Source organism: Lentzea xinjiangensis (assembly GCF_900110955.1).
Taxonomy (GTDB): domain Bacteria; phylum Actinomycetota; class Actinomycetes; order Mycobacteriales; family Pseudonocardiaceae; genus Lentzea; species Lentzea xinjiangensis.
This window is the reverse complement of record NZ_FOFR01000018.1, coordinates 67,548-91,106: the sequence shown is the minus strand read 5'-3', so window position 1 is coordinate 91,106 and position 23,559 is coordinate 67,548. Positions and strand designations below refer to the sequence as shown.

The window sequence follows — 23,559 nt, the reverse complement described above, 5'->3', positions numbered from 1 at the left end:
CGAAGGAGATGTGCACATGGGCCGAGTGACGGTGCGCCGGAACGTCGAGCGGGTGTCGCCGAACGGCCGGCGCCGCAGGGTCGACGCCCTCGCCGCCGAGGAGCCGCTGGAGCTGCGGGTCAACGGCAAGGCGTTGGCCGTCACGATGCGGACGCCAGGCAAGGACGTGGAGCTCGCGCACGGCTTCCTGCTCAGCGAAGGCGTGATCGGCTCGTCGGAGGACATCTCGGTCGCCCGGTTCTGCGAGGGCACCGGGCCGGACGGGATGAACACCTACAACGTGCTGGACATCGCACTGGCCGAGGGTGTGCCACCGCCGGACACCGGCGTGGAGCGGAACTTCTACACCACCTCGTCGTGCGGGGTGTGCGGGAAGGCCGCGCTCGACGCGGTGAAGCTCAAGACCCGCTACTCCCCCGCCGCGGACGAGGTCAGGATCACCCCCGAGGCGTTGACGGGCTTCCCGGACGCGTTGCGGGAACGGCAGAAGGTCTTCGAGAGCACCGGCGGCCTGCACGCGGCCGGGCTGTTCGTGGACGGCGAGCTGCTCGTCGTGCGCGAGGACGTGGGCCGGCACAACGCCGTCGACAAGGTGCTGGGCTGGGCGGTGCTGCAACACCTCGTGCCCCTGCGCGGCGCGGTGCTGATGGTGTCCGGACGGGCGTCGTTCGAGCTGGTGCAGAAGGCCGCGATGGCCGGGATCCCGGTGCTCGCGGCGGTGTCGGCGCCCTCGTCGCTCGCCGTCGAGCTGGCCGAGGAGCAGGGCATGACGCTGGTCGGCTTCCTGCGCGGCGACTCGATGAACGTCTACACCGGTGGGGAGCGCGTGCTTGAGACCGCTTGACGGTGTTGTGGTGGTGAGCCTGGAGCAGGCCGTCGCCGTGCCGTACGCGACCCGGTTGCTGGCCGACCTCGGGGCTCGCGTCATCAAGGTCGAACGGCCGGGAACGGGTGACTTCGCGCGCCACTACGACATCTCGTGCGGCGAGGTGTCGTCGTACTTCGCGTGGACGAACGCCGGCAAGGAGTCGGTGTCGCTCGACATCACCCACCCCGCCGGCCGCGAGGTGCTGACCAGGCTCGTCGACCGCGCCGACGTGCTGCTGTGCAACCTGTCCCCGCGCGTGTGGCAGCGCCTCGCACTGGAGCTGCCCGAGCGGCTGGTCGTCGGCGAGCTGTCCGGCTACGGCTGGGACGGCCCGTACGCCGACCGCAAGGCGTTCGACGCGCTCGTGCAGTCCGAGGCCGGGCTCGTGTCGCTGACCGGTGAGGGCGAGGTGGTGGCCAGGGCCGGCATCTCGGTCGCGGACATCGCCGCGGGCGTCCAGCTCCACGCCGCGGTGCTGGCGGCGTTGCTGCAGCGCTCCAGGACGGGCTCGGGGGCGCGGCTGCGGCTGTCGCTGTTCGAGGCGATGGCCGAGTGGATGCACCAGCCGATGCTCTACGCCGCCGGAACGGGCGCCGCCGCCCCGCGGTCGGGCGCGCACCACCCGAGCATCGCGCCGTACGGGCCGGTGGCCTGCGCGGACGGCTCCGTGCACCTAGCCGTGCAGAACGACGGCCAGTGGCAGCGGCTGTGCCGTCTCATCGGGCTCGCGCCGCAGGAGAGGTTCGCCACAGTGACCTCCCGGGTGGAGCACCGCCGGGAGCTGCAGAAGATCCTCGAAGAGGCGTTCTCCGGCCTCACCACGGCCGATCTGCTGACCGCCCTGGACGCCGCCGACGTGCCCGCCGCGCTGACCCGCCCGATCACCGAGCTGCCCACCCACCCGCAGCTCGACAGGTGGGTTGACGTGCGCGTTCCCGGCGGGTCGGTGCGAATGCTGCCGCCGCCGGTGACCGGCTTCGAGTGGTCACCGGGTGCGGTCCCCTGGCTGGGCGCTCACAATGACCAGGTGCTCGGATGGCTGGGCTACTCCGATGAGGAACTGTCCTCTTTGCGCGCGCGTTCCGTCCTGTGAGAGGGAAACGAGGAACGGTGCCCACGCGATGAGGTGAGCATGGGGGAACCGAGGTACAGCCGCCGCACCCTCCTCGCGGCGGTCGGCGTGGTCATCGCGACAGCCGTCGGCGTCGTGACGTACGTGTCGTCGCCGTCTTCCCAGGTCGTCGAGCAGCAGATCGCCAAGGCGGACAGCGCCAACCGCACGCCGGCGGCCAAGCCGACGATCCGCTACGAACGCGTGTACTCGGCCGCCCGCCGCCGCGAGGTGACCCTCGCGTTCTACCTGCCGACCGGTGCGAACTCCCGCGGCCTGCCGATGTCGATCCTGCTGCACGGCCTGCACGGCGACGCGAGGCACGCGGCCGTCGGCAACCTGCCCGAGGTGCTGACCACCGCCGTCGCGAAGGGCTCGGTCCCGGCGTTCGGCTTCGTCGCCGTCGACGGCGGCGACAACTACTGGCACGAGCACGTTCCCGGCGACGACCCGATGGCCATGCTGCTCGACGAGGTTCCCCGCTGGCTCAAGGAACGCGGCTACGGCGAACCGTTCGCGGTGACGGGCGTGTCCATGGGCGGCTTCGGCTCGTTGCTCTACGCCCGCCGCCGTGCCGAACGCGGCGACCCGATCGCCGCCGCCGCGGCCATCTCCCCCGGTCTGCTCACCTCGTGGCCGGAGATGGCCAAGCGCAGGGCGTTCAAGGACGAGGCCGAGTGGGCCGCGCTGGACCCGCTGCGGCACCCCGCCTCGACGGGCTCGACCGCGCTGGGCGTCTGGATCGGCGACCGCGACAGGTTCATCGAGGGCACCCGCCGGTTCATCCGCGACGTCCGGCCCGAGGTGGGCACCGTCAAGGACGGTGGCCACGACGACGGGCTCTACCGCAAGGTGACGCCGGACGTCGTGCGGTTCCTCGCCAAGTACGCGAAGCGCGCCGTCTGACCCCGCGGGCAGGAGCGGGCGGCGAGGCGGTCGCTAGCGCGGGGAGAGCGGCACCGTCTTCGACCGCACCCACTTGAGCACCGCCGGCCACTCGCCATAGCCCGCGTCGGTGTTGATGTGCGCCGCGCCGGGCAGCACGTCGACCTCGATCCGCAACGCCTCGGCGAGCTGCTTGGCCTCCTGCATCGAGCAGTACGGGTCGCCGTCGCCCACGACGAGGCGCGTGTCGGTGGCCGCGCGGCGCAGCCCGGCCGGGTCGAGCGGGGCCGGGAAGAACGACTTGATGGCCCGTTCCGGGTAGTTCGGGGCCGGCGGGGCGACCAGCAGCACACGGTCGACGTGACCGATGCCCTCGCGGGCGGCGTGGTGCAGCCAGAGGTAGCAGCCGAGGGAGTGCGCGACGACGACCCGTTCGCGGTCGGCCGGCGCGGCTTCCAGGTGGGTGTCCAGCTCGCGCAGCCACGTCGTCAGGTCCGGGGCGTCCGGGTCGCTGAAGTGCGGCATGTCGGCGAGGCCGCCGTGCTCGGACACCGTGCGGGCCAGCCAGCTCTGCCAGTGGTCCGGGCCTGAGCCGGTGTAGCCGTGGATGAGCAGGACGTGGGGCAGCGACATGGCTCCACCTTAGAGAACGCCGAAGGGCGCCGGTGGGACACCGGCGCCCTTCGGCGAGATCACCACTGCCCGCGGACTAGGCCGACTTCTCCCGCCGCTCCCGGCGCGAGGGCTGCCGGGCCACGATCGTCGGGTTCACGTTCTCCTTCACCGTCTGCTCGGTGATGACGACCTTGGCGACGTCCGTGCGGCTCGGGATGTCGTACATCACCGGCAGCAGGACCTCCTCCATGATCGCGCGGAGGCCGCGGGCACCGGTGCCTCGCAGGATCGCCTGGTCGGCGACCGCCTCCATCGCGGTCTTCGTGAACTCGAGCTCGACGCCGTCCATCTCGAAGAGCTTCTGGTACTGCTTGACCAGCGCGTTCTTCGGTTCAGTGAGGATCTGCACCAGGGACGGCTTGTCGAGGTTCGTGACGGAGGCGACCATCGGCAGACGCCCGATGAACTCGGGGATCAGACCGAACTTGATCAGGTCCTCCGGCATGGAGTCGGCGAAGTAGTCCGCCGCGTCCACCTCGGCCTTGGAGCGGACCTCGGCACCGAAGCCCAGGCCGCGCTTGCCGACCCGGTCCTGGATGATCTTCTCCAGGCCCGCGAAGGCACCGGCCACGATGAACAGCACGTTCGTCGTGTCGATCTGGATGAACTCCTGGTGCGGGTGCTTGCGGCCGCCCTGCGGGGGCACCGACGCCGTCGTGCCCTCGAGGATCTTCAGCAGCGCCTGCTGCACACCCTCGCCGGACACATCGCGCGTGATCGACGGGTTTTCACTCTTTCGAGCGATCTTGTCGACCTCGTCGATGTAGATGATGCCCGTCTCGGCGCGCTTCACGTCGTAGTCCGCGGCCTGGATGAGCTTCAGGAGGATGTTCTCGACGTCCTCACCGACGTAGCCGGCCTCCGTCAGCGCGGTCGCGTCGGCGATGGCGAACGGCACGTTCAACATCTTCGCGAGCGTCTGCGCGAGGTAGGTCTTGCCGCAGCCCGTCGGGCCCAGCATCAGGATGTTCGACTTCGCGAGCTCGACACCGTCGTCACGACCCTCGCGTCCGCGGTCGCCCGCCTGGATGCGCTTGTAGTGGTTGTAGACGGCGACCGAGAGGGTCCGCTTCGCCTCGGACTGGCCGATGACGTACTGGTCGAGGAACTCGTGGATCTCGGCGGGCTTCGGCAGCTCGTCGAGCTTCACGTCACCGGCTTCGGCCAGCTCCTCCTCGATGATCTCGTTGCAGAGATCGATGCACTCATCGCAGATGTAGACGCCGGGGCCGGCGATGAGTTTCTTCACCTGCTTTTGACTCTTTCCGCAGAAAGAGCACTTCAGCAAGTCGCCGCCGTCACCGATACGCGCCATGACCGCTGACCTATGTCCCCTCCGGCGCACACCTGCTGTAGTGCGCCTGCTGACTTGCTGTGGCAGTCCCACTGGCTGTGGGTGCTGAGCCCGTTCTCCTGACGGTACCTGGCCGACCCCGTTTCCGGGGAGGACCCGCACCCCCTCGACGCGCCGATCAGGCCTCTTGGCCCTCGCGTCGGCGTGTCGGGTGGGCGAGCGGTGCCCGGGGACTGGGAGTTCCGGTCCCCCGGCACCGCCACGCCGTCAGGACTTGGCCGAAAGCTTGCGGTAGGGCAGCACCGAGTCGACGATGCCGTAGTCCTTGGCCTCGTCGGCCGTGAGGATCCGGTCGCGCTCGATGCTCTCGCGGACCTCCTCCGCCGTCCGGTTCGTGTGCCGCGCGAGGGTGGACTCCATCAGGCGGCGCACGCGCTGGATCTCGTTCGACTGGATCTCCAGGTCGGACACCTGACCGTACGCGCCCTCCATCGAAGGCTGGTGGATCAGGATTCGCGCGTTCGGCAGCGCGTGGCGCTTGCCGGGGGTGCCGGCGGCCAGCAGCACCGCGGCGGCCGAGGCGGCCTGGCCGAGGCAGTACGTCTGGATGTCCGGGCGGACGAACTGCATGGTGTCGTAGATGGCCATCAGCGAGGTGAACGAGCCACCCGGCGAGTTGATGTACATCAGGATGTCGCGGTCCGGGTCCTCGGACTCGAGCACCAGCAACTGCGCCATGACGTCGTTGGCCGAAGCGTCGTCAACCTGCACGCCGAGGAAGATGATGCGCTCCTCGAACAGCTTGTTGTACGGGTTCGACTCCTTCATCCCGTAGCTGGTGCGCTCGACGAACGACGGCAGCACGTACCGCGACTGAGGCATGTGGAACTGGCTCACTTGAGGTCTCCTACTGACGTCAGTTGTTCGAGTCGCCGACGGGCTGCGACCGCGTGACGACCCGGTCGACGAAGCCGTACTCCAGCGCTTCCTGCGCGGTGAACCAGCGGTCGCGGTCGGAGTCCTGGATGATGCGCTCGACCGGCTGGCCGGTGTGCTCGGCGATCAGCTCCGCCATCTCGCGCTTGGTGCGCGTCAGCATGTCCGCCTGGATCGCGATGTCCGCGGCGGTACCGCCGACACCGGCCGACGGCTGGTGCATGAGGATCCGCGCGTGCGGGAGCGCGTGGCGCTTGCCGGGCGCGCCCGCGGAGAGCAGGAACTGCCCCATCGAGGCGGCGAGGCCCATCGCGTACGTGGCCACGTCCGGCTCGATGAGCTGCATCGTGTCGTAGATGGCCATGCCCGCCGTGACGGAGCCACCCGGCGAGTTGATGTAGAGGGTGATGTCCTTCTCGGGGTCCTCAGCGGCCAGCAGCAGCAGCTGAGCGGTGATCTGGTTGGCGATGCCCTCTTCGACCTGCGATCCCAGGACGATGATCCGCTCGCGGAGCAGCCGCTCGTACACCGAGTCGTTGAGGTTCATCCCGGCGGTGGCCGACCGCATCTCGGGGGTCGGGAAGGAGTGCTGCGTCACGTCTGCCTGCCTAACTCCAGGTGGAACGAATCTAAATGCCAAAACTCTCTGCAATCGACCTTAACGAAGACGGGCGGCGTCAGATGCCCGACACCGCCCGCGTTCGCTGACAGCTTTACTCCGCGTCCTCTTCGGACTTGGTCTCACCGAACAGCTCGTCCAGGTCCAGCTTCTCGCCGGCGGTGTCGCTGACCGAAGCCTGGCGCACGACGCTCGCGAGCGCCTTGCCCCTGCGCACGTCGGCGAAGATCGCGCCGAGCTGGCCGGACTGCTGCGCGCGCTTGACGTACTCGTCCGGCGAGATGCCGAAGCGCTGCGCCTGGTAGATGATCCGCTCGGTCAGCTCGCCGTCGGACACGGTGACCTGCTCGGCGTCGGCGATCGAGTCGAGCACGAGCTGCGTCTTGACGGCCTGCTCGGCGGCCTTGCGCAGCTCGGCGTCGAACTCCTCCTCCGACTGGCCCTGCTCCTGCAGCCACGCGGCGAACTTCGCGTCGTCGTGGTCGAAGGCGTGCACGGCGTCGTGCTTGCGGGCGTCGATCTCGCCCTGGACGATGCCCTCCGGCAGCGGGACCTCGGTGGTCTCCAGCAGCGCCTCGAGGACCTTGTCGCGGGCCTGGACGCCCTGCTGCATCTTCTTGACGCGGCCCAGGCGGGTCCTCAGGTCGTCCTTGAGCTCGTCGAGCGTGTCGAACTCGCTCGCGAGCTGCGCGAACTCGTCGTCCAGCTCGGGGAGCTGGCGCTCCTTGACGCTGGTGAGCACCACGGTGACCTCGGCCTCGCGGCCCTCGTGCTCACCGGCGACGAGCGTGGTGGCGAAGGTCTTGGTCTCGCCCTCGGACGCGCCGACGAGCGCGTCGTCGATGCCCTCGACGAGCTGGCCGGAGCCGACCTCGTAGGACAGGCCGGTGGTGCGCGCCTCCTCGACCTCTTCGCCGTCGACGGTGGCGGACAGGTCGACGATGACGAAGTCACCGGTCTCGACCGGGCGGGAGACGCCGGTCAGCGTGCCGAAGCGGGCGCGCAGCTCGTCGAGCTGGGTGGCCACGTCCTCGTCGGCGACCTCCTGCTCGTCCACGGTCACCGACAGCTCGCCGAACGCGGGCACGGTGATCTCGGGGCGGACGTCGACCTCGGCGGTGAACTCGAGCGTCTCGCCGTCCTCGATCTTGGTGACCTCGAAGTCCGGGCGGCCCAGCGTGCGCACCTCACCCGCGGAGACCGCCTCCAGGTACTTGGCCGGGATGGCCTCCTGGATGACCTCGTCCAGGACCGGGGCGCGGCCGATGCGGCTCTCCAGCACCTTGGCGGGAACCTTGCCCGGGCGGAAGCCGGGGATGCGGACCTGCTTCGCGAGCTTCCGGTACGCCTGGTCGAAGTTCGACTTGAGCTCGTCGAACGGCACCTCGACGTTGATCCGGACCCTCGTCGGGCTCAGGTGCTCGACGGTGCTCTTCAACGTGGACTCCTCGATACGAACAAGAACGTGCAAGACAGCCGGTACCACCTCAGGGGCGCCCGGATTCCCAGCGAGTCTAGGCGAGACCCGCACCGTGACCGCCGCCACCCCGCTTTCGCGCGGTGCCACGCCTCGCGGGCGCCGGTGGCGGGTGGCCCGGCCGGCGGCCGCCCGCCCGCCCGTCAGGCGGACGTCGAGCCGGTGACGAGAACCGGCGGCCAGGGTGTCCTGGTTCGCGCCGCGAAAGGCTTCACCGAAAAGAGTCACGCGACTACGGGTCGTCAAAGGCTCCGGCTCAATTTCACTCTTTCGGACGAAACCGTCTTTCTCGGCCGATCAAGATGACTCCGTTAGCACCAATCAGCGCGCCGCAGCCGACAGGTAGCGTTGCGACCCGCGCACCACCCGTAACAGGACCACGGGAACGAACGAGAAAAAGTCGTCGCACTGTTTTACCCCGAGGATCCGCCTGATGGAGACACGCCAGCTTCTCGCGTTCACGACCGTGGTTCAGACAGGGAGCTTCACCAAGGCCGCTGCCACGCTCAACTGCTCGCAGCCGACCATCACCACCCGCATCAAGGCGCTGGAGGAGGCCCTCGGGGTCTCCCTTTTCCGGCGCCTCCCGCGAGGTATCCAGATGACGTCCGCGGGGGTCGAACTGCTCCCGTTCGCGCGGAACATCATCAACCTCACCGAAAAGGCCCGAAAAGCCATCACGATGAACGGGGAGCCGCACGGCAAACTGGTCATCGGTTCCGCTCAGAGTTTGACCGACTACCGCCTGTTACCGCTCATCGAATACATGTGCTGGCGCTACCCGTCGGTCCAACTCTCGCTGCACTCGCGCAACGCCCTGAACAACAACCTGAACTCCGTGCGCGACGGCCAGCTCGACTGCGCCTTCTTCATCGGCGCCATCGAGCCCCGCGAGGGACTGGAGACCACGGTGCTCTGCCCGGAGCCCCTCGTGATGGTCGCCGGTCCGAACCACGCGCTCACCCAGCGCCAGTCGCTGGCCGAGGACGACATCACGAGCAGCACCCTCGTCCGCGCCGAGAACGGCGCCTCCTACCACGAGCTCCTCGAGCACTCCCTGGGTTTCGACGACACCAGGGCCCCGGTGCTCGAGCTGGACTCGGTGGACGCCGCCAAGCGGGCCGTGGCCTCGGGCCTGGGCATCGCCCTGATGCCGGAGGTGACGGTGTCCGCCGAGCTGTCCGACGGCAGGTTGGTCCGCTTGCCCTGGTCCCCCGCCTTCCGCGTGTACACGCAGTTCGGCTGGCGCCAGGACAACTCGACGAACCCGGCGGTGACGGCGCTGGTCTCGGCGGCGGCGCAGGTGGTCAGCGACCAGGTCGCGTCGCTGACCTGACGGACGAGGGCGGAAGCCGTGGGAGCGCGCTCCCACGGCTTCCGGGCGCGGGGACGGTCTACGGGGCGGGTGCGACCCCGGAGGACCGCCGGACCACCAGCTCGGGCAGGACGTCCTCGACGTCGGTGGGCGAAGCCCCCTCCACGACGGCCTGCAACGCGCGGGCGGCCCTGGCCCCGAACGCGAACGTGTCCCTGGACAGGGCGGTCAGCCGGCCGTGCTGGCACAGGACCGAGTCGTCCCAGGCGACGATGGACAGCTGCGCCGGCACGCCGACACCGGCCGCGGCCGCCACCTCGGCTCCCGCCACCGCCATGACGTCGTTGTCGTAGACGATCGCGGTGGGCGGGCGGTCCGACCCGAGGAGCGTCCGCGTCGCCACGGCACCGGACTCGGCCGTGTAGTCCCCGGCGACGATCACGCCGTCCCCGGCGGACGCCAGGAACGCCTGGTCCCGCCGCACGGTGTGCAGCAACGAGGGCAACCCGGCGACCCGGGCGATCCGCCGGTGCCCCAGCGACTTCAGGTACTCGACGACCGAGGTCATGGCCGCGTAGTCGTCAGCCCAGACCGAGGCCAGCGACCCGTGGTGCCCGGAACCGCCCACCACGACGGCCGGCAGCCCCAGGGACGACATCAGCTCCACCCGTGGATCCGACACCAGCAGGTCGACCAGGAACACGCCGTCCACCCGGTGCTCGGCCCACCACCGCCGGTACAGCGCGATCTCGTCGGACCGGGACGCCACCACCTGCAGCAGCAACGCCGACGACATCGCGGACTGCATCCCGGCGATCAGCTGGAAGAAGAACGCCTCGTCCCCCAGCGCCCGTGGTGGCCGCACCAGCACCAGTCCCACGGCGTCGGCGGACGCGGACGACAGCGCCCTGGCCGTGACCGACGGCCGGTAGCCCAGCGACGACGCCACGGCCAGCACGCGGGCCCTCGTCGACTCCGACACCCCGGAACGCCCGTTCAGGGCCAGGGAGACTGCCCCCTTCGACACCCCGGCCTCCGCCGCGATGTCCTTGATGGTCGGCCTCTTCACTCAGTGCACCTGTCCGGAACGAGACAACAAGACGGTCGGAGGCTAGCCGGAGATAAACCGGTTTAGCTAGGGTCCGCGAGCAAGGAGGTGGGTGTCAATGAAGAGGCGCACGTTCCTCGCGGGCCTGGTGGCGGTACCTGTCGCGGGCTGCGGCCTGTCCGGCACGAGTGGAGGCGGCTCCACGACGGGTGGCCAGGTGACCGGCGAGATCACGTTCCAGACGTGGTCGCTCAAACCCAAGTACACCGACTACGTCAACGGTGTCGTCGACGCGTTCCAGAAGCAGCACCAGGGCACCGCGGTGAAGTGGGTCGACCAGCCCGCGGACGGGTACCTGGCCAAGGTCATGGCCGACGCGAGCGCGGGCAGCCTGCCCGACGTCGTCAACGTGCCGCCGGACCTGAGCTTCCCGCTCGCCAAGGCCGGTCAGCTCGTCAACCTCGACGAGTCGGCCGCGGACGCCAAGGCCGACTACCTGGCCAACGCCTGGCAGGCGTTCGAGATCCCCGGCAAGGGCGGCTGCTACGGCTTCCCCTGGTACCTCAACACGGGGCCGATCTTCTACAACAAGGCCCTGTTCAGCCAGGCCGGCCTGGACCCGAACAAACCGCCCACGAACTTCAGGGAGCTCGAGGAGCAGGCGCTCAAGCTCGCCGAGAAGAAGATCGCCATCCTCGGCCAGACCCCGAGCATCGCCGACTTCGGCCTGTACGGCGTGAAGCTGTTCGAGAACGACGAGTTCACCTTCAACGAGCCCAAGGGCGTCGAGCTCGTCGAGAGCTACAAGCGGATGTACGACGCGGGCGCGCTGATCCCCGAGGCGCTCACGCAGAACTACACCGGCGCCGGCGCGAAGTTCATGGCGCAGCAGACGGCGCTCAACCCCGGCAGCGCCTACGACCTCGGCAAGTTCAAGACCGACGCGCCCAGCCTCTACGCGAACATCGGCATCAGCACGCCCATCACGAACACCGGCAGCGCCAACATGTTCCTGCACGGCGTGAGCGTGCCGAAGAGCAGCAAGAACCAGGCGACCGCGCTCGCGTTCGGCCGGTTCCTCACCAACGCCGAGAACCAGGTGGAGTTCGCCAAGCTCGCCTCGATCTTCCCCTCCACGTCGAAGGGTGGCGACGACCCCTACTTCACCACCGAGGACGGCACCGACGAGGCACGCGTGCGGGTCGCGGCGGCCAAGCAGCTCAAGACCGCGGTGAACTACACGCCGGTGCAGTTCAGCGACCAGATGCGCGAGGCGCTCCTGCAGCAGCTCGCGGACGCGATGCTCGGCAAGAAGTCGCCGAAGCAGGCCCTGGACGACGCCGTCGCCGAGTGCAACAGGCTCCTCAAGTGACCCACCGCCCGTACACGCCCTGGCTGTTCCTGCTGCCGGGACTGGGCGTCTGCCTCATGTTCACGATCTTCCCGTTCCTGAACATGATCGTGCTCGCGTTCACCGACGCGAGCGCGCTGGGCGGCGGGCGGTTCACCGGGGTGGACAACTTCGTGCGGATGGCCCAGGACCCGAAGTTCTGGCTGGCTGCGCGCAACAGCCTGCTCTACATGGCGGGCGTCGTCCCGCCGCTGGTGCTGTTGCCGCTGCTGATCGCGATGCTCGCGCAGAAGGTCGTGCCGGGCATCGGGATCTTCCGCACGGCGTTCTTCACCCCGGTCATCGCCTCCGCGGTCGTGGTCGGGCTCATCTGGACGTGGCTGCTCGACAGCCGCGGCCTGGTCAACAACGTCGTGGAGGCGCTGGGCGGCACGAGGATCGGGTTCCTCACCGACTCGACGCTGCTGCTGGTCAGCTCGATGGTGGTGACGGTCTGGCGCGGCCTCGGCTACTACATGGTGATCTACCTGGCCGCGCTCGCGAACGTACCGAAAGACCTGCACGAGGCCGCGATGGTCGACGGCGCGGGACCGGTCAGGAGGTTCTGGTCGGTCACCGTGCCCGCGCTGCGCCCGACGATGGTGCTCATCGCGGCCCTGAGCGCGGTCAACGGGTTCCGCGTGTTCTCCGAGATCTACCTGCTGTCCGGCGGCACCGGCGGGCCGGGCGGGGCGAGCACCACGATGGTCATGCTCATCCAGTCGGTCGGCCGCGGCCTCACCGGTGAGGTCGGGTACGCCTCGGCGCTGAGCTTCGTGCTGTTCGTCATCCTGCTGGGCCTGCTGCTGGTCACCCTCAAGCTGAACCGCAGGGAGGACCAGCTGTGAAGCCCGCCCGGTTCTCCCTCGCACTGCGCTACCTCGGGCTCCTGACGATCCTCGCGATCAGCATCGGCCCGTTCCTCTGGCAGTTCTCGACCAGCGTCAAGGGGCCGGCCGAGGACGTCTTCGTCCCCGACTTCATCCCCGACGACCCGACGTTCGGCAACTACGCGGCCGTCGCCGACGTGGTGCCGGTCTGGTCGTTCGCGCTCAACTCGCTCGGGGTCGCGAGCGTCAACGTCGTCACCAACTGCCTCGGCGCCGCCATGGCGGGCTATGCGCTGGCGCGGTTGAAGTTCCGCGGCCGCAAGCTCGCCGCGGTCGTCTTCGCCAGCAGCATCCTGGTGCCGTTCGAGGCGATCCTGATCTCGCTGTTCCTGGTGATGCGCGGGCTGGGCCTCACCGACACGCTCACCGCGGTCGTGCTGCCCGGCTCGATCGCCGCGCTCAACGTCCTGTTGCTGCGCAACGCCTTCCTCGCACTCCCCGCCGAGGTCGAGGAAGCCGCGGTCATCGACGGAGCCAACGCGTGGCAGCGGTTCACCCGCCTCGCGCTGCCGTCGGTGAAGGGCACGCTGGTCGTGGTGGCGCTGTTCTCGTTCATGTTCAGCTGGGACGACTTCCTCTGGCCGCTCGTGGTGCTGAGCGACCAGGAGAAGTACACGCTCACCATCGGGCTCGCGTACCTCCAGGGCACGTTCGTGCAGAACCAGCGGCTGGTGGCGGCGGGCACGATCATCGCCGTCCTCCCGCTGATCCTGCTGTTCCTGTTGCTGCAGAAGCACTTCTTCCGCGGTGTCGGAGAAGGCGCGATCAAGGGATGAATCTGTGCGTTTCGGCGTGAACTACACCCCGTCGGCCGGCTGGTTCCACCACTGGCTCGACTTCTCCATCGACGACGTCAAAGCCGACTTCGAGTCCGTCGCGGGGCTCGGCCTCGACCACGTGCGGGTCTTCCCGCTGTGGCCGGTGTTCCAGCCCAACCGCGGACTCGTCCGCCCGCGGGCCGTCGAGCAGCTCGCGCAGCTCCTCGACGCCGCCCGCGAGACGGGGCTGGACGTGCAGGTGGACGTGCTGCAGGGCCACCTGTCGAGCTTCGACTTCTACCCGTCCTGGGTGCAGACCTGGCACCGCCGCAACATCTTCACCGACCGCGAGGTGATCAGCGGGCAGCGGTTCTACGTCCGCACGCTCGCCGAGGCGCTCAGGGACAAGCCGAACTTCCTCGGCTTCACCCTCGGCAACGAGGTCAACCTCCTCACCGAGTCCAACCCGTGCACTCCCGAACAGGCCGGCGAGTGGATCGACGCACTGCTCGGCGAATGCGAGGAGGCCGCACCCGGTCTCCCGCACGTCCACTCCGAATACGACGCCGTCTGGTACGAGAGCGAGCACTCGTTCCTGCCCGAGCACGCGGCCAACAAGGGCGCGATGACCACCGTGCACTCGTGGGTCTTCAACGGCACAGCGCAGCGCTACGGCCCCCTCTCCCCCGAGAGCGTCCACCACGCCGAGTACCTGGTCGAGCTGGCGAAGGCGCACGCGAAGGACCCGGAGCGGCCGGTGTGGCTGCAGGAGGTCGGCGCCGCCCAGCCCGAGATCAGCGCGGAGCAGGCGCCCGAGTTCGCCGAGCAAACGCTTGCGAACGTCCTGACGTGCTCGAACCTCTGGGGCGTCACGTGGTGGTGCTCGCACGACGTCGACCGTGCGTTGGTGGACTTCCCCGAACGCGAGTACGAGTTGGGGTTGTTGACGACGGAACGCAAGGTCAAGCCGCTCGGGGAGGCGATCGCCAGGATCGTGCGCGAGGCAGCACCGGCGCCCGCCGTGCGCACACCGATCACGTTGCACGGCGACCGGCCCTCGTGGGGACCGGGTGGGGCCTTCTTCGAAGAGTGGATGACCCTCGCGCGCGACGGCGTGCGGGCCTCGATTGCGCGGGGATGAACCAAAAGGGGTTGAAAGCTGTGCACGACGAACGCGCGCTGCTGGAAGAACGACTCAACCGCACGCTGAAGGAACGCATCCGCCCGGCGGTCTACGGGGAGACCGCACCTCTGGAGCTGGCCGTCTGGACCGTGCCGGACGAGCCCGTCCCGGTCGCCGAGGCGCTGGCCGCCACCTACGAACCGGCGAACGTCGGCGACGCCTGGGGCGCGCCGTGGAGCACGAGCTGGTTCCGGCTGACCGGCAGCGTCCCGCGGGAGTGGGAGGGCAGGCAGGTCGAGGTCGTGCTGGACCTCGGCTTCACCCACCCCGGCCCCGGCTTCCAGGCGGAAGGCCTCGCCTACACCGCCGCCGGCGAGCCCATCAAGGGCATCGAGCCGCGCAACACCTACCTGCCCGTCGACGGCCGCGAGGTCCTCTTCTACCTGGAGGCCGCGGGCAACCCGACCATCCTCGACTTCCACCCGTTCCTGCCGACCCCGCTGGGCGACAAGGCCACCGCGGGCACCGAGCCGTTGTACCGGATCCTCAAGGCCGAGCTCGCGGTGTTCCGGCCGCAGGTCTGGCACCTCATGCTCGACATCGAGGTGCTGCAGTCGCTCATGAAGGAACTGCCGGACCACGACCCGCGCCGGCACAAGGTCCTGCACGCGCTCGACCGGGCGATGGACGCGTTGGACCTCAACGACGTCGCCGCCACCGCCGGCCTCGCCCGCGCCGAGCTGGAGCACGTGCTGTCGCTGCCCGCCAGCGCGTCCGCCCACCGGGTGTCCGCGATCGGCCACGCGCACATCGACTCCGCGTGGCTGTGGCCGTTGCGGGAGACCGTCCGCAAGTGCGCCAGGACGTTCTCCAACGTCACCAGGCTGATGGACGACTACCCGGACTTCTACTTCGCGTGCTCGCAGGCCCAGCAGTACGCGTGGATGAAGGAGCACCACCCGCACGTGTGGGACCGGGTGCGCGAGAAGGTCCGCGGCGGGCAGTTCGTGCCGGTCGGCGGCATGTGGGTCGAGTCGGACACGAACATGCCCGGCGGCGAGGCGATGGCCCGCCAGCTCGTGCACGGCAAGCGGTTCTTCCTCGACAACTTCGGCGTGGAGACCGAGGAGGTGTGGCTGCCCGACTCGTTCGGCTACAGCGCCGCGCTCCCCCAGCTGATCAAGCTGTCCGGCTCGCGCTGGTTCCTCACCCAGAAGCTGTCGTGGAACCAGATCAACAGGTTCCCGCACCACACGTTCTGGTGGGAGGGCATCGACGGCACGCGGATCTTCACCCACTTCCCGCCGGTCGACACCTACAACTCGTCGCTCTCGGGTGAGGAACTGGCGCGGGCGTCGCGGCAGTTCGCCGAGCACGCCAGGGCCTCCCGGTCACTGGTGCCGTTCGGCTACGGCGACGGCGGTGGCGGCCCCACCCGCGAGATGATGGAGACCGCGCACCGGGTCGCGGACCTCGAAGGCTCGCCGACCGTGCGCGTGGAACCGCCGCGCGAGTTCTTCCAGGCCGCGCAGGAGGAGTACCCGGACGCGCCGGTGTGGGCGGGCGAGCTGTACCTGGAGAAGCATCGCGCCACCTACACCACGCAGGCCAAGACCAAGCAGGGCAACCGCCGCAGCGAACACCTGCTGCGCGAGGCGGAGCACTGGGCGACCGCGGCCGCGCTCCACGGCCGCGAGTACCCGTACGACGACCTCGACCGGCTGTGGAAGACCGTGCTGCTGCACCAGTTCCACGACATCCTGCCGGGCAGCTCGATCGCCTGGGTGCACCGCGAGGCCGAGGCCACCTACGCCCGCGTCGCGGCGGAGCTGGAGGCGCTCACGGCCGGTGCCATCGACGCGATCAAGGGTGACGGCGACGACGAGCTGACCTTCGACGTGCTCGGCGGCGAGGCGCCCAGGCCGTTCGTGGCGCCGCGGGACGGCGTCCTCGACAACGGCAGGCTCCGCGTCACGGTCGACGCCGACGGCATCGTGACGTCGATCCTCGACCTGGAGGAAAACCGCGAGGTCCTGCCGCCGCACGGGTTCGCCGGCATGCCGCAGCTGCACCGCGACAACCCGAACCAGTGGGACGCCTGGGACATCGACCCGTTCTACCGCAACTGGAAGGCCGACCTGACCCCGTCCGAGCGCGTCGACTCCCCTGACGGCGTGGTCGTGCGGGCGAAGTTCGGCGACTCGGTCCTCACCCAGACCATCCGGCTGCGCGAGGGTGCCAAGCAGGTCGACTTCGACACCGAGGTGGACTGGCAGGAACGCGAGAAGCTGCTCAAGATCGCGTTCCCGCTCGACCTGCGCGCCGAGGTGTCGACCGCGGAGACCCAGTTCGGCCACCTGCACCGCCCGGTCCACACCAACACCTCGTGGGAGGCGGCGAAGTTCGAGATCTGCGCCCACCGCTTCCTGCACGTCGGCGAGCCCGGCTACAGCGTGGCCGTGGTGAACGACTCGACCTACGGCCACGAGGTCACCCGCACCACCCGTGACGACGGCGGAACCACCACGACCGTGCGCCTTTCCCTGCTGCGCGCACCGAGGTTCCCCGACCCCGAGACCGACCAGGGCGAGCACCGCTTCCGCTACGCCCTGGTCGTCGGTGACCTGCCCGCGGCCGTCGACGCCGGTTACCGCATCAACCTGCCGCCGCGGTCGGTCCGCGGCTCCGTGACACCGGAACCGCTGGTGCGCACGGACAACCCCGCGGTCAGGGTCGAGGCCGTGAAGCTGGCCGACGACCGGTCGGGCGATGTGGTCGTCCGGCTCTACGAGGCGCACGGCGGCCGGGCCCGCGCCGTGATCGGCACCTCCTTCGCGCACACCGGCATCCAGGAGACGGACCTGCTCGAACGGCCTCTCGGTGCCGCGTCGGCGGAGGTGGTGCTGCGTCCCTTCCAAGTGATCACCCTGCGATTCACGAGGTAACGCATGAAAAAGCTGTTCCTGGCCCTGCTGCTGGTGGCGCTCGCCGCGCCACCGGCCCAGGCGGCCACCCAGAAGCGCACCGTCGTCTACTACCAGACCCAGTACAGCAACGGCGCGACCGGCACGTACGTCTCGCCGAAGCCGCTGGTCGACCGCAACACCGGCGTGACGGACGTGCTCGTCGCCGCGATCCACCTGAACGACAACCGGATCGTCCACCTCAACGACCACCCGCCCTCGCACTCGCGGTACGCGCAGATGTGGCAGGACCTCGCCGCGATCCAGGCCCGCGGCGTCAACGTGATCGGCATGGTCGGCGGCGCCGCGCCCGGCTCGTTCCAGCGGCTCGACACCAGGTTCGACGAGTACTACCCGCTGCTGCGGGACACGATCCGGACCTACCGGCTCAACGGCGTCGACCTCGACGTCGAGGAGCGGATGTCGATCGCGGGCATCCGGCGCGTGATCGACCAGCTCAAGGCGGACTTCGGCGCGGGCTTCATCGTCACGCTGTCGCCGGTCGCGTCGGCGCTGTGGGGCGGCGGCAACCTGTCCGGCTTCAACTACGAGGAGCTGTACCGCAGCCACGGCTCGAAGATCGCGTGGTTCAACGGCCAGTTCTACAACGGCTGGGGCAACGCCGGGAGCACCGCCCACTACGACCAGATCATCAACCGCCGGCTGATCCCCGCGAACAAGGTCGTGCTCGGCACGCTCACCAACCCGGCCAACGGCGGCTCCGGGTACGTCTCCATGACGGCGCTCGGCACCACGGTGCGCTCGTTAAAGACCAAGTACGCCGACTTCGGCGGGGTGGCCGGGTGGGAGTACTTCAACTCGCTGCCCGGCGGCACCGCGGCGCCGTGGCAGTGGAGCGCGGACGTGACGGCCATGCAGAGGTAGGTCCCGGGGCCGGTGTGGATCGCGAGACCTCCGCACCGGCCCCGCACTCCTCGCGGCCCACGTCAACGGACCGCTGAGCGAGCGCTAGTCGAAGCGGAAGGTGGCTGTCTCGAGGTTGTCGAGCATCCACTCCCGCCGCACGAGCGGTGCGCTGGTCTCCCGGCGCAGCAGGGGAAGCCGGCGCACCATCTCCTCGATGACCACCCGCTGTTCGAGCCGCGCCAGTCCCGCGCCGAGGCAGTGGTGCGGACCGTGCCCGAACGTCATGATGCGGGTCTTGCGCCGGATGTCGAACGTGGTGGGGTCGGGGTAGCGCTCCGGGTCGCGGTTCGCGGCGCTGAGCCACGCGGTGACCCACTGCCCCGCCTTGATCTCCCGGCCGCCCAGCACGACGTCGCGCACCACCAGCCTGCGCGGGCCGGGGAAGACCGGGTACCAGCGCATGGTCTCCTCGACCGCGCCGGGGATCAGCGACGGGTCGGCGCGCAGCTCGTCCCAGCAGCCGTGCTCGGTCAGGAACAGCACGGCGTTCGGGATGCTCGCGTAGGTCGTGTCGACGCCGGCGCCGAGCAGCATCGCGCAGTAGCCGATGAGGTCGGGGTCGGTCATCGGGCGGCCGTCCACGAGGTAGCCGGAGGCCTGCACCGCGATCAGCTCGGCGATCAGGCCGTCCCCCGGATCGGCGCGCTGGCGCTCGATCTCCGCGGCGAAGAACGCCGTCATCTCCTCGTCGGGCGGGACGGTGCTGGTCGTGACCGAGGCCTCGTACCACGCCTCGCGCCACTCGCTCATCCGCGTCTCCGCGGCGGGGTCGAGGCCGAGCAGGTGGCAGATCACCCTGGCGGGCAACGGCTTGGCCACGCACTCCACCAGGTCGAACCCGCCGGGGGCGAGGCCGTCGACCAGCTCGGTGGCGATGGCCCGCACCTGCTGCTCCAGCCGGGTCATCACGCGGGGGCTGAACGGGTCGGCGACCGCGGCCCTCAGGTCGCGGTGGCGTTGCCCGTCCGCGGCCCACATGCCGTTCATCATGGCGTTGGCGAGGGGCCTCGTCTCGTCGGTGAGCCCGTACCCGGCCGAGAAGCACGCCTCGTCGGAGAGCACGCGCTGGACGTCCCCGAGGCTGAAGACGTGCCAGGTGTCGAGGACCTCGTCGAAGTGGACCTCCGTGGCGGGGTCGAAGAACTTCGCAGGTCGCGTGGGTAAGTCGGCGACAGTCATGGGCTCGATCGTGGTGCCTCAGGCCCGCCGCCGGAAGCCTCTGATCCGGCTACCGGCCCCGGCGTAAGGGGTCTCGCGGCACGAGGCTGGGTGATCGTCCGATGTGAGGGACCCTCCCTCAGGAGCACTCTCGGCGTTGTCAGCGAACGAGCCGAAGGAGTGAGCCGGATGGAATGGACACCGGAAGCGATCAAGGCGGAGATCGACTACCGGCAGGCCGCCCTGCGCGAGGACGCCCGCCGCGTCCAGGAGTACTACCGCAACGGCGGAAAGCCGCGGTCGTGGTGGCACCGCATGACGCATCGGCACGAGCCCGAGGTACCCGACGGGCACCGGGCCGCGTGATGCCGGGGGCGGCGGTGGGGGTGGTTCCTCTCGTCCGGGAACCACCCCCACCGCTGGTGGTCCCGCGGCTCAGCCCGTGCCGCGGGACCACCACTTCTCGTCGGGACCGGAGATGTCCTCGACGCTGAGCCGGCGCACCGACCCCGCCCGCGTGAGCCGGGCCACGAGCTGGTCGTGCCGTTGCGCGAGCCGGCGGTAGACCTCCACCGCCGAGGTCTCCGAGAGGTTCCGCTGCCGTTCGACGGTGCGCCAGTTCCCGAGGAACTCGAGGGTCAGATCGGTGACGGCCTGCCCGGCGTGCGCGGTGAGGACGTCGGCCGGTGAGGCGAACCGGCCCGCGTGGAACGCCAGATTCCTGGTGACGTAGAGCCACTCCAGCACCGCGGCGGTGGTGCCCTCCTGCTCGCGCAGCCAGTTCGCGAGGGACGCCGAGTCGGCGAGCCTGCTCCGCCACAGCTCCACGAGGTCCTGCACCAGCCCGCCCTCGTTCTCCGCGAGCGCCGTGACGGCGTCCTGGGCGGCCCTGAGCTGCTCGTCCGGGCGCTGGTGCCGGACCAGCACCTCCAGCCAGGCGTCCACGGACCTGAGGTGGTGCTTCACCCCCGTCGTCGGCACCCTGGCGTCGAGGGGCTTGCGCAGCTCGCTGTCGTGGTTGGTGACCACGACGTGCAGGCTCACCAGGTGCTGGCGCAACATCTGCAACGCGCACGCCTTCGCCAGCCACGCGATCTTGCCGGGGTCGAGGCCCGTCGCCTCCAGCGCACTCCACGCGAGCCCCGCGCTAGCCATCGGCGCGTCCACCTGCCGGGCGAGGTTCGCCACCCGCATCGCGCTGCGCAGCTCGGCCGGCCAGTACGCGGTGAGCGGGTACGCGTTGTTGACCGTGCGCCGGTGCTCCGTGCCGCGCGTGACCCGGCCACCCGGACCGCTGACCTGCCAGACCGGCGCGATGCGCAGCTCGGTGAGCCGCTCCCCCGCCGCGTACTGGTCGAGCACCTCGTTGAGGACCCGCCGCCCGCGCAGCGCCGCGGTGCGCACGTCCGCGGCGCTGACCGGCAACCGCACCAGCACCGACGAACCGGTGACGGCGTCCTTGAGGAAGTCGTCCCTGGGCAGCCTGCCGCGGTGCAACGGCTCCTGCCGCGCCTGTGGCAACAGCTCGTCCAGGTGCCGCAGCACCCGCGCGCCCCCGACCACGAAGGCCACGACGTGCCGGCGCCGCTGCGGCCAGAGCACCCGGCCGAGGTCGCCGTCGGGCTTCCTGAGCCAGCGCAGCAGATCCGCCCGGAGCTGCCCGCCGTCCCTGCCGTGCACCGCCACGACGACCGCGACCTCCGCGATCATCCTGGCCCGCAACGGGAGCTCGACCCCGTTCCACAGTGGAGCGACCCACCTGCGCACGGCCTCGCGCAGCGCCCGCGGGTCGAGCCGCGCGGCAGCGGCGGCGGTGACCCGGGGATCGAGCTTCTGGCCGTCCGCCGCGATGGCCGCGTCGACCTGCACCAGCACCCTGCGCGCCCTCGCGAGCTCCAGCGCGCCGCCGTGGGCGTAAGCGGGCTTGGCGGCGTCCACGCACGCGAGCGACGTGGCGATGATGCGGCGCAACAGGTTCCACCGCGGCTGGTCCTCGGCGGCGTGGCTCTCCAAGGCCGTCCTGGCACGGGTGACCGCGAGGAACGCGCTGTTCAACCCAGCCACGTGCTCACCCAGGTGCGCGTCCGGATCGAGCGCGCGCAACACGCCCTGCAACAACGCCCGCTGGCCGCGCACCAGCCCGGCGTCGTCGAACGCCTGCCTGAGCCGGGCGTCGAGGTACTGGTAACGCACGTGACGCACCATAGACGTCATGGACAACAGGAAGGCGCTCTTCACAGGCGCCGACGGCCAGGCACTCGCGGGCCGCCTCGAACTGCCCGCCGGCGACATCGAGGCCACCGCCGTCTTCGCGCACTGCTTCACCTGCGGCAAGGACTCGGTCGCCGCCACCCGGATCGCCCGCGGACTCGCCGCCCGCGGAGTCGCCGTGCTGCGCTTCGACTTCACCGGCCTCGGCCAGTCCGACGGCGACTTCGCCAACACCACCTTCACGTCCAACGTCGACGACCTGGTCTGCGCCGCCGCCCACCTGCGCGACACCATCGGCGCCCCCACCGTCCTCATCGGACACTCACTGGGCGGCGCGGCCGTGCTGGCCGCCGCACACCGCATCCCCGAGGCACGCGCCGTCGTGACCATCGGCGCACCCGCCGACACCTCCCACGTCGAACACCTGCTCGGCCCCTCCACAGCGGAGATCGCAGAACACGGCATCGCCGAAGTGCTGCTGGCCGGACGGCCGTTCCGGATCAGCGACAGCTTCCTGCGCGACATCAACCAGCACGACCAGACGGCCTGCATCGCAGGCCTCGACCGCGCACTGCTCGTCATGCACTCGCCGCAGGACGACCTCGTGGGCATCGACAACGCCCGGCTCGTCTACGACGCGGCCCGCCACCCCAAGTCGTTCATCTCACTCGACGGCGCCGACCACCTGCTGACCGGCCGCGCGGACGCCACCTACGTCGCCGAAGTGCTCGCGGCGTGGGCCAGCCGCTACCTGCGCTGAACGCGAAAACCCGCAGCGACGAATCGCTGCGGGCTCCCTCAACCGATCGGGGCGACAGGATTTGAACCTGCGACCCCCCGCTCCCAAAGCGGTGAACCCTGAGCCCTGTGCTAACCAGGTACTTCCTCAGGATACCGGCGAACGCAACCGCCACAGTTGGGGTGTCCAAGAAGGATCACTTCACGATGCGCAGTTGGGGCCGCGGCAGGCCGGGCAGCGCCAGGCCTTCCGCGCCGACGGCGACATCGGCCACGACGTCCAGCTCGCCGTTCTCGGCCTGCACGACGGTGCCGCCGGTGAGCTTGTCGAAGCAGGCGTAGAGCACGAAGATCGCGTCTTCGAGCGGGTCGCCCTTCCGTAGCCAGATGGTGTTGGTCTCCGGGTCGACGACGGCGGGTACGTCGAGGTCGTCGTGGAATTCGATGGTGAAGCGCCCCAGGTGGTTGCCGGCTGCGAATCCCCGAGCTACCAGTGCAGAGGCGGCGTCTGCGATGGTCATGACCGAGTAGCGCGGATGATCTTTGTCTTGTTACTTGGAATTCACGGGGCCACTCGGTTGGCCGAATTTATTTCACGAATCTATGAAGATCGTGGCTTGTTCAACCTTCAACCGCTAGGGTGTGGCGCCGCTCACGACCGCTTGCGCCCCGGCTCGCGGTGGTCCCTCTTGCCTGGATCAACGACGATGAACCGCTCGGGGTTCGCCTCGATTTCGGCACGCGTCGGCGGCCGCAGCGCCCCAGGCCTCTTCATGCGCCGGCCGACTTCGGCGAGCAGCTCGTCGTCGCTGAGCTTGTCGGCGGTGGTGTTGACGAGCTTCAGCTTGGCTCCGGCTTCTTCCTCGGTGAGGAGGCCGGCGCGTACGACGAGTTCGAGGAGCGGCAGGTTGAGCGCTTCGGCGACGGGCCGCAGGTTGTCGATGGTGGGCACGGTTTTGCCGCCCATCCATCTGCTGAGGACGGGCTGTGCGATGCCCGTCTTCTCGGCGAGTTGGTATGCGGTCATGTCGCGTTGCTTGAGTTCGGCTCGTAGGTAGTCGCCGAACGGCCGCCCCCGATGGCTGTCCATAGCCGTGCATCGTACTTGCATGCATGCAAGTACGGCTAGCCCCACCTAACCTTTTTGCCCCGAACGCCGTAGTTACACGGTCG

General features: G+C 69.6%; 22 protein-coding genes. 12 read left to right on the top strand and 10 right to left on the bottom strand.

Annotated elements, in window-relative coordinates:
- Positions 1-16 precede the first annotated feature (16 nt).
- The 3 genes from fdhD to BMW88_RS30895 are packed head-to-tail and all read left to right on the top strand — an operon-like array spanning position 17 to position 2,885.
- Entirely contained in the window at positions 17-844 is an 828-nt protein-coding gene (gene fdhD / locus BMW88_RS30905; RefSeq protein WP_089957523.1) for a formate dehydrogenase accessory sulfurtransferase FdhD, read from the top strand.
- Complete coding sequence (locus tag BMW88_RS30900; RefSeq protein ID WP_089957520.1) at positions 831-1,961, top strand: CaiB/BaiF CoA transferase family protein; 1,131 nt, start codon at positions 831-833, stop codon at positions 1,959-1,961. The genes fdhD and BMW88_RS30900 overlap by 14 nt, the downstream gene beginning before the upstream one ends.
- 39 nt (positions 1,962-2,000) lie before the next feature.
- Positions 2,001-2,885, top strand: a complete 885-nt coding sequence (locus tag BMW88_RS30895) for an alpha/beta hydrolase (protein ID WP_089957517.1) — start codon at positions 2,001-2,003, stop codon at positions 2,883-2,885.
- Positions 2,886-2,918: 33 nt separating this feature from the next.
- On the opposite strand, the gene BMW88_RS30890 is transcribed toward BMW88_RS30895, so the two are convergent.
- The 5 genes from BMW88_RS30890 to tig form a co-directional block, all read right to left on the bottom strand.
- Positions 2,919-3,497 (bottom strand): RBBP9/YdeN family alpha/beta hydrolase, encoded by a 579-nt coding sequence (locus tag BMW88_RS30890; RefSeq protein ID WP_089957514.1) that lies wholly within the window; start codon positions 3,495-3,497, stop codon positions 2,919-2,921.
- A gap of 76 nt (positions 3,498-3,573) precedes the next feature.
- The gene (clpX, locus tag BMW88_RS30885) at positions 3,574-4,854 is read right to left on the bottom strand and encodes an ATP-dependent Clp protease ATP-binding subunit ClpX (RefSeq protein ID WP_089957511.1); all 1,281 of its coding nucleotides are present in this window, start codon (positions 4,852-4,854) and stop codon (positions 3,574-3,576) included.
- 246 nt (positions 4,855-5,100) lie between these two features.
- A complete protein-coding gene (locus tag BMW88_RS30880; protein WP_089957693.1) occupies positions 5,101-5,715 on the bottom strand; it encodes an ATP-dependent Clp protease proteolytic subunit in 615 nt (204 codons plus the stop codon).
- A 34-nt stretch (positions 5,716-5,749) separates the two neighbouring features.
- A complete protein-coding gene (locus BMW88_RS30875) occupies positions 5,750-6,337 on the bottom strand; it encodes an ATP-dependent Clp protease proteolytic subunit (protein ID WP_089957689.1) in 588 nt (195 codons plus the stop codon).
- A gap of 145 nt (positions 6,338-6,482) precedes the next feature.
- Entirely contained in the window at positions 6,483-7,826 is a 1,344-nt protein-coding gene (gene tig, locus BMW88_RS30870; RefSeq protein WP_089957508.1) for a trigger factor, read from the bottom strand.
- A gap of 472 nt (positions 7,827-8,298) precedes the next feature.
- On the opposite strand from tig, the gene BMW88_RS30865 reads away from it, so the two are divergent.
- Complete coding sequence (locus tag BMW88_RS30865) at positions 8,299-9,201, top strand: LysR family transcriptional regulator (RefSeq protein ID WP_089957505.1); 903 nt, start codon at positions 8,299-8,301, stop codon at positions 9,199-9,201.
- Between the two features lie 58 nt (positions 9,202-9,259).
- Here BMW88_RS30865 and BMW88_RS30860 read toward each other — a convergent pair whose 3' ends face one another.
- On the bottom strand, positions 9,260-10,249 hold the full coding sequence (locus BMW88_RS30860; RefSeq protein WP_089957500.1) for a LacI family DNA-binding transcriptional regulator: 990 nt from the start codon (positions 10,247-10,249) through the stop codon (positions 9,260-9,262).
- A gap of 97 nt (positions 10,250-10,346) precedes the next feature.
- Between BMW88_RS30860 and BMW88_RS30855 the strand changes: the two genes are divergently transcribed.
- The 6 genes from BMW88_RS30855 to BMW88_RS30830 are packed head-to-tail and all read left to right on the top strand — an operon-like array spanning position 10,347 to position 18,237.
- Entirely contained in the window at positions 10,347-11,600 is a 1,254-nt protein-coding gene (locus tag BMW88_RS30855; protein ID WP_089957495.1) for an ABC transporter substrate-binding protein, read from the top strand.
- Entirely contained in the window at positions 11,597-12,466 is an 870-nt protein-coding gene (locus BMW88_RS30850; protein WP_218148259.1) for a carbohydrate ABC transporter permease, read from the top strand. Before BMW88_RS30855 ends, BMW88_RS30850 begins: the two co-directional genes overlap by 4 nt.
- Complete coding sequence (locus tag BMW88_RS30845; RefSeq protein WP_089957491.1) at positions 12,463-13,284, top strand: carbohydrate ABC transporter permease; 822 nt, start codon at positions 12,463-12,465, stop codon at positions 13,282-13,284. Before BMW88_RS30850 ends, BMW88_RS30845 begins: the two co-directional genes overlap by 4 nt.
- Positions 13,285-13,288: 4 nt before the next feature.
- Positions 13,289-14,407: a glycoside hydrolase 5 family protein gene (locus BMW88_RS30840; RefSeq protein ID WP_089957487.1), complete on the top strand. Its 1,119-nt coding sequence runs from the start codon at positions 13,289-13,291 to the stop codon at positions 14,405-14,407.
- Positions 14,408-14,427: 20 nt separating this feature from the next.
- On the top strand, positions 14,428-17,334 hold the full coding sequence (locus BMW88_RS30835; RefSeq protein ID WP_089957483.1) for an alpha-mannosidase: 2,907 nt from the start codon (positions 14,428-14,430) through the stop codon (positions 17,332-17,334).
- A 3-nt stretch (positions 17,335-17,337) separates the two neighbouring features.
- On the top strand, positions 17,338-18,237 hold the full coding sequence (locus BMW88_RS30830) for a glycoside hydrolase family 18 protein (RefSeq protein WP_089957480.1): 900 nt from the start codon (positions 17,338-17,340) through the stop codon (positions 18,235-18,237).
- Positions 18,238-18,321: 84 nt separating this feature from the next.
- Here BMW88_RS30830 and BMW88_RS30825 read toward each other — a convergent pair whose 3' ends face one another.
- A complete protein-coding gene (locus BMW88_RS30825; protein ID WP_089957477.1) occupies positions 18,322-19,458 on the bottom strand; it encodes a cytochrome P450 in 1,137 nt (378 codons plus the stop codon).
- 168 nt (positions 19,459-19,626) lie between these two features.
- Here BMW88_RS30825 and BMW88_RS42285 point away from each other — a divergent pair, with 168 nt between their 5' ends.
- Positions 19,627-19,803: a hypothetical protein gene (locus tag BMW88_RS42285; protein WP_177221485.1), complete on the top strand. Its 177-nt coding sequence runs from the start codon at positions 19,627-19,629 to the stop codon at positions 19,801-19,803.
- Positions 19,804-19,872: 69 nt separating this feature from the next.
- On the opposite strand, the gene BMW88_RS30820 is transcribed toward BMW88_RS42285, so the two are convergent.
- Positions 19,873-21,630, bottom strand: a complete 1,758-nt coding sequence (locus BMW88_RS30820) for a hypothetical protein (RefSeq protein ID WP_143116342.1) — start codon at positions 21,628-21,630, stop codon at positions 19,873-19,875.
- A 19-nt stretch (positions 21,631-21,649) separates the two neighbouring features.
- Between BMW88_RS30820 and BMW88_RS30815 the strand changes: the two genes are divergently transcribed.
- On the top strand, positions 21,650-22,408 hold the full coding sequence (locus BMW88_RS30815) for an alpha/beta hydrolase family protein (RefSeq protein WP_089957470.1): 759 nt from the start codon (positions 21,650-21,652) through the stop codon (positions 22,406-22,408).
- A 175-nt stretch (positions 22,409-22,583) separates the two neighbouring features.
- On the opposite strand, the gene BMW88_RS30810 is transcribed toward BMW88_RS30815, so the two are convergent.
- Both BMW88_RS30810 and BMW88_RS30805 read right to left on the bottom strand, forming a co-directional pair.
- Positions 22,584-22,907 (bottom strand): hypothetical protein, encoded by a 324-nt coding sequence (locus BMW88_RS30810; RefSeq protein WP_089957468.1) that lies wholly within the window; start codon positions 22,905-22,907, stop codon positions 22,584-22,586.
- 131 nt (positions 22,908-23,038) lie between these two features.
- Positions 23,039-23,476, bottom strand: a complete 438-nt coding sequence (locus BMW88_RS30805; RefSeq protein WP_177221484.1) for a helix-turn-helix domain-containing protein — start codon at positions 23,474-23,476, stop codon at positions 23,039-23,041.
- Between the last annotated feature and the right edge of the window lie 83 nt (positions 23,477-23,559).

Coding starts and splice junctions, on each gene's coding strand:
- BMW88_RS30805 (WP_177221484.1), bottom strand. CDS start 23,476: ATGGACAGCCATCGGGGGCGGCCGTTCGGCGACTACCTACGAGCCGAA.
- BMW88_RS30890 (WP_089957514.1), bottom strand. CDS start 3,497: ATGTCGCTGCCCCACGTCCTGCTCATCCACGGCTACACCGGCTCAGGC.
- BMW88_RS30815 (WP_089957470.1), top strand. CDS start 21,650: ATGGACAACAGGAAGGCGCTCTTCACAGGCGCCGACGGCCAGGCACTC.
- BMW88_RS30855 (WP_089957495.1), top strand. CDS start 10,347: ATGAAGAGGCGCACGTTCCTCGCGGGCCTGGTGGCGGTACCTGTCGCG.
- BMW88_RS30825 (WP_089957477.1), bottom strand. CDS start 19,458: ATGACTGTCGCCGACTTACCCACGCGACCTGCGAAGTTCTTCGACCCC.
- BMW88_RS42285 (WP_177221485.1), top strand. CDS start 19,627: ATGGAATGGACACCGGAAGCGATCAAGGCGGAGATCGACTACCGGCAG.
- BMW88_RS30830 (WP_089957480.1), top strand. CDS start 17,338: ATGAAAAAGCTGTTCCTGGCCCTGCTGCTGGTGGCGCTCGCCGCGCCA.
- fdhD (WP_089957523.1), top strand. CDS start 17: ATGGGCCGAGTGACGGTGCGCCGGAACGTCGAGCGGGTGTCGCCGAAC.
- BMW88_RS30865 (WP_089957505.1), top strand. CDS start 8,299: ATGGAGACACGCCAGCTTCTCGCGTTCACGACCGTGGTTCAGACAGGG.
- BMW88_RS30875 (WP_089957689.1), bottom strand. CDS start 6,337: ATGCGGTCGGCCACCGCCGGGATGAACCTCAACGACTCGGTGTACGAG.
- BMW88_RS30810 (WP_089957468.1), bottom strand. CDS start 22,907: ATGACCATCGCAGACGCCGCCTCTGCACTGGTAGCTCGGGGATTCGCA.
- BMW88_RS30880 (WP_089957693.1), bottom strand. CDS start 5,715: ATGCCTCAGTCGCGGTACGTGCTGCCGTCGTTCGTCGAGCGCACCAGC.
- BMW88_RS30895 (WP_089957517.1), top strand. CDS start 2,001: ATGGGGGAACCGAGGTACAGCCGCCGCACCCTCCTCGCGGCGGTCGGC.
- clpX (WP_089957511.1), bottom strand. CDS start 4,854: ATGGCGCGTATCGGTGACGGCGGCGACTTGCTGAAGTGCTCTTTCTGC.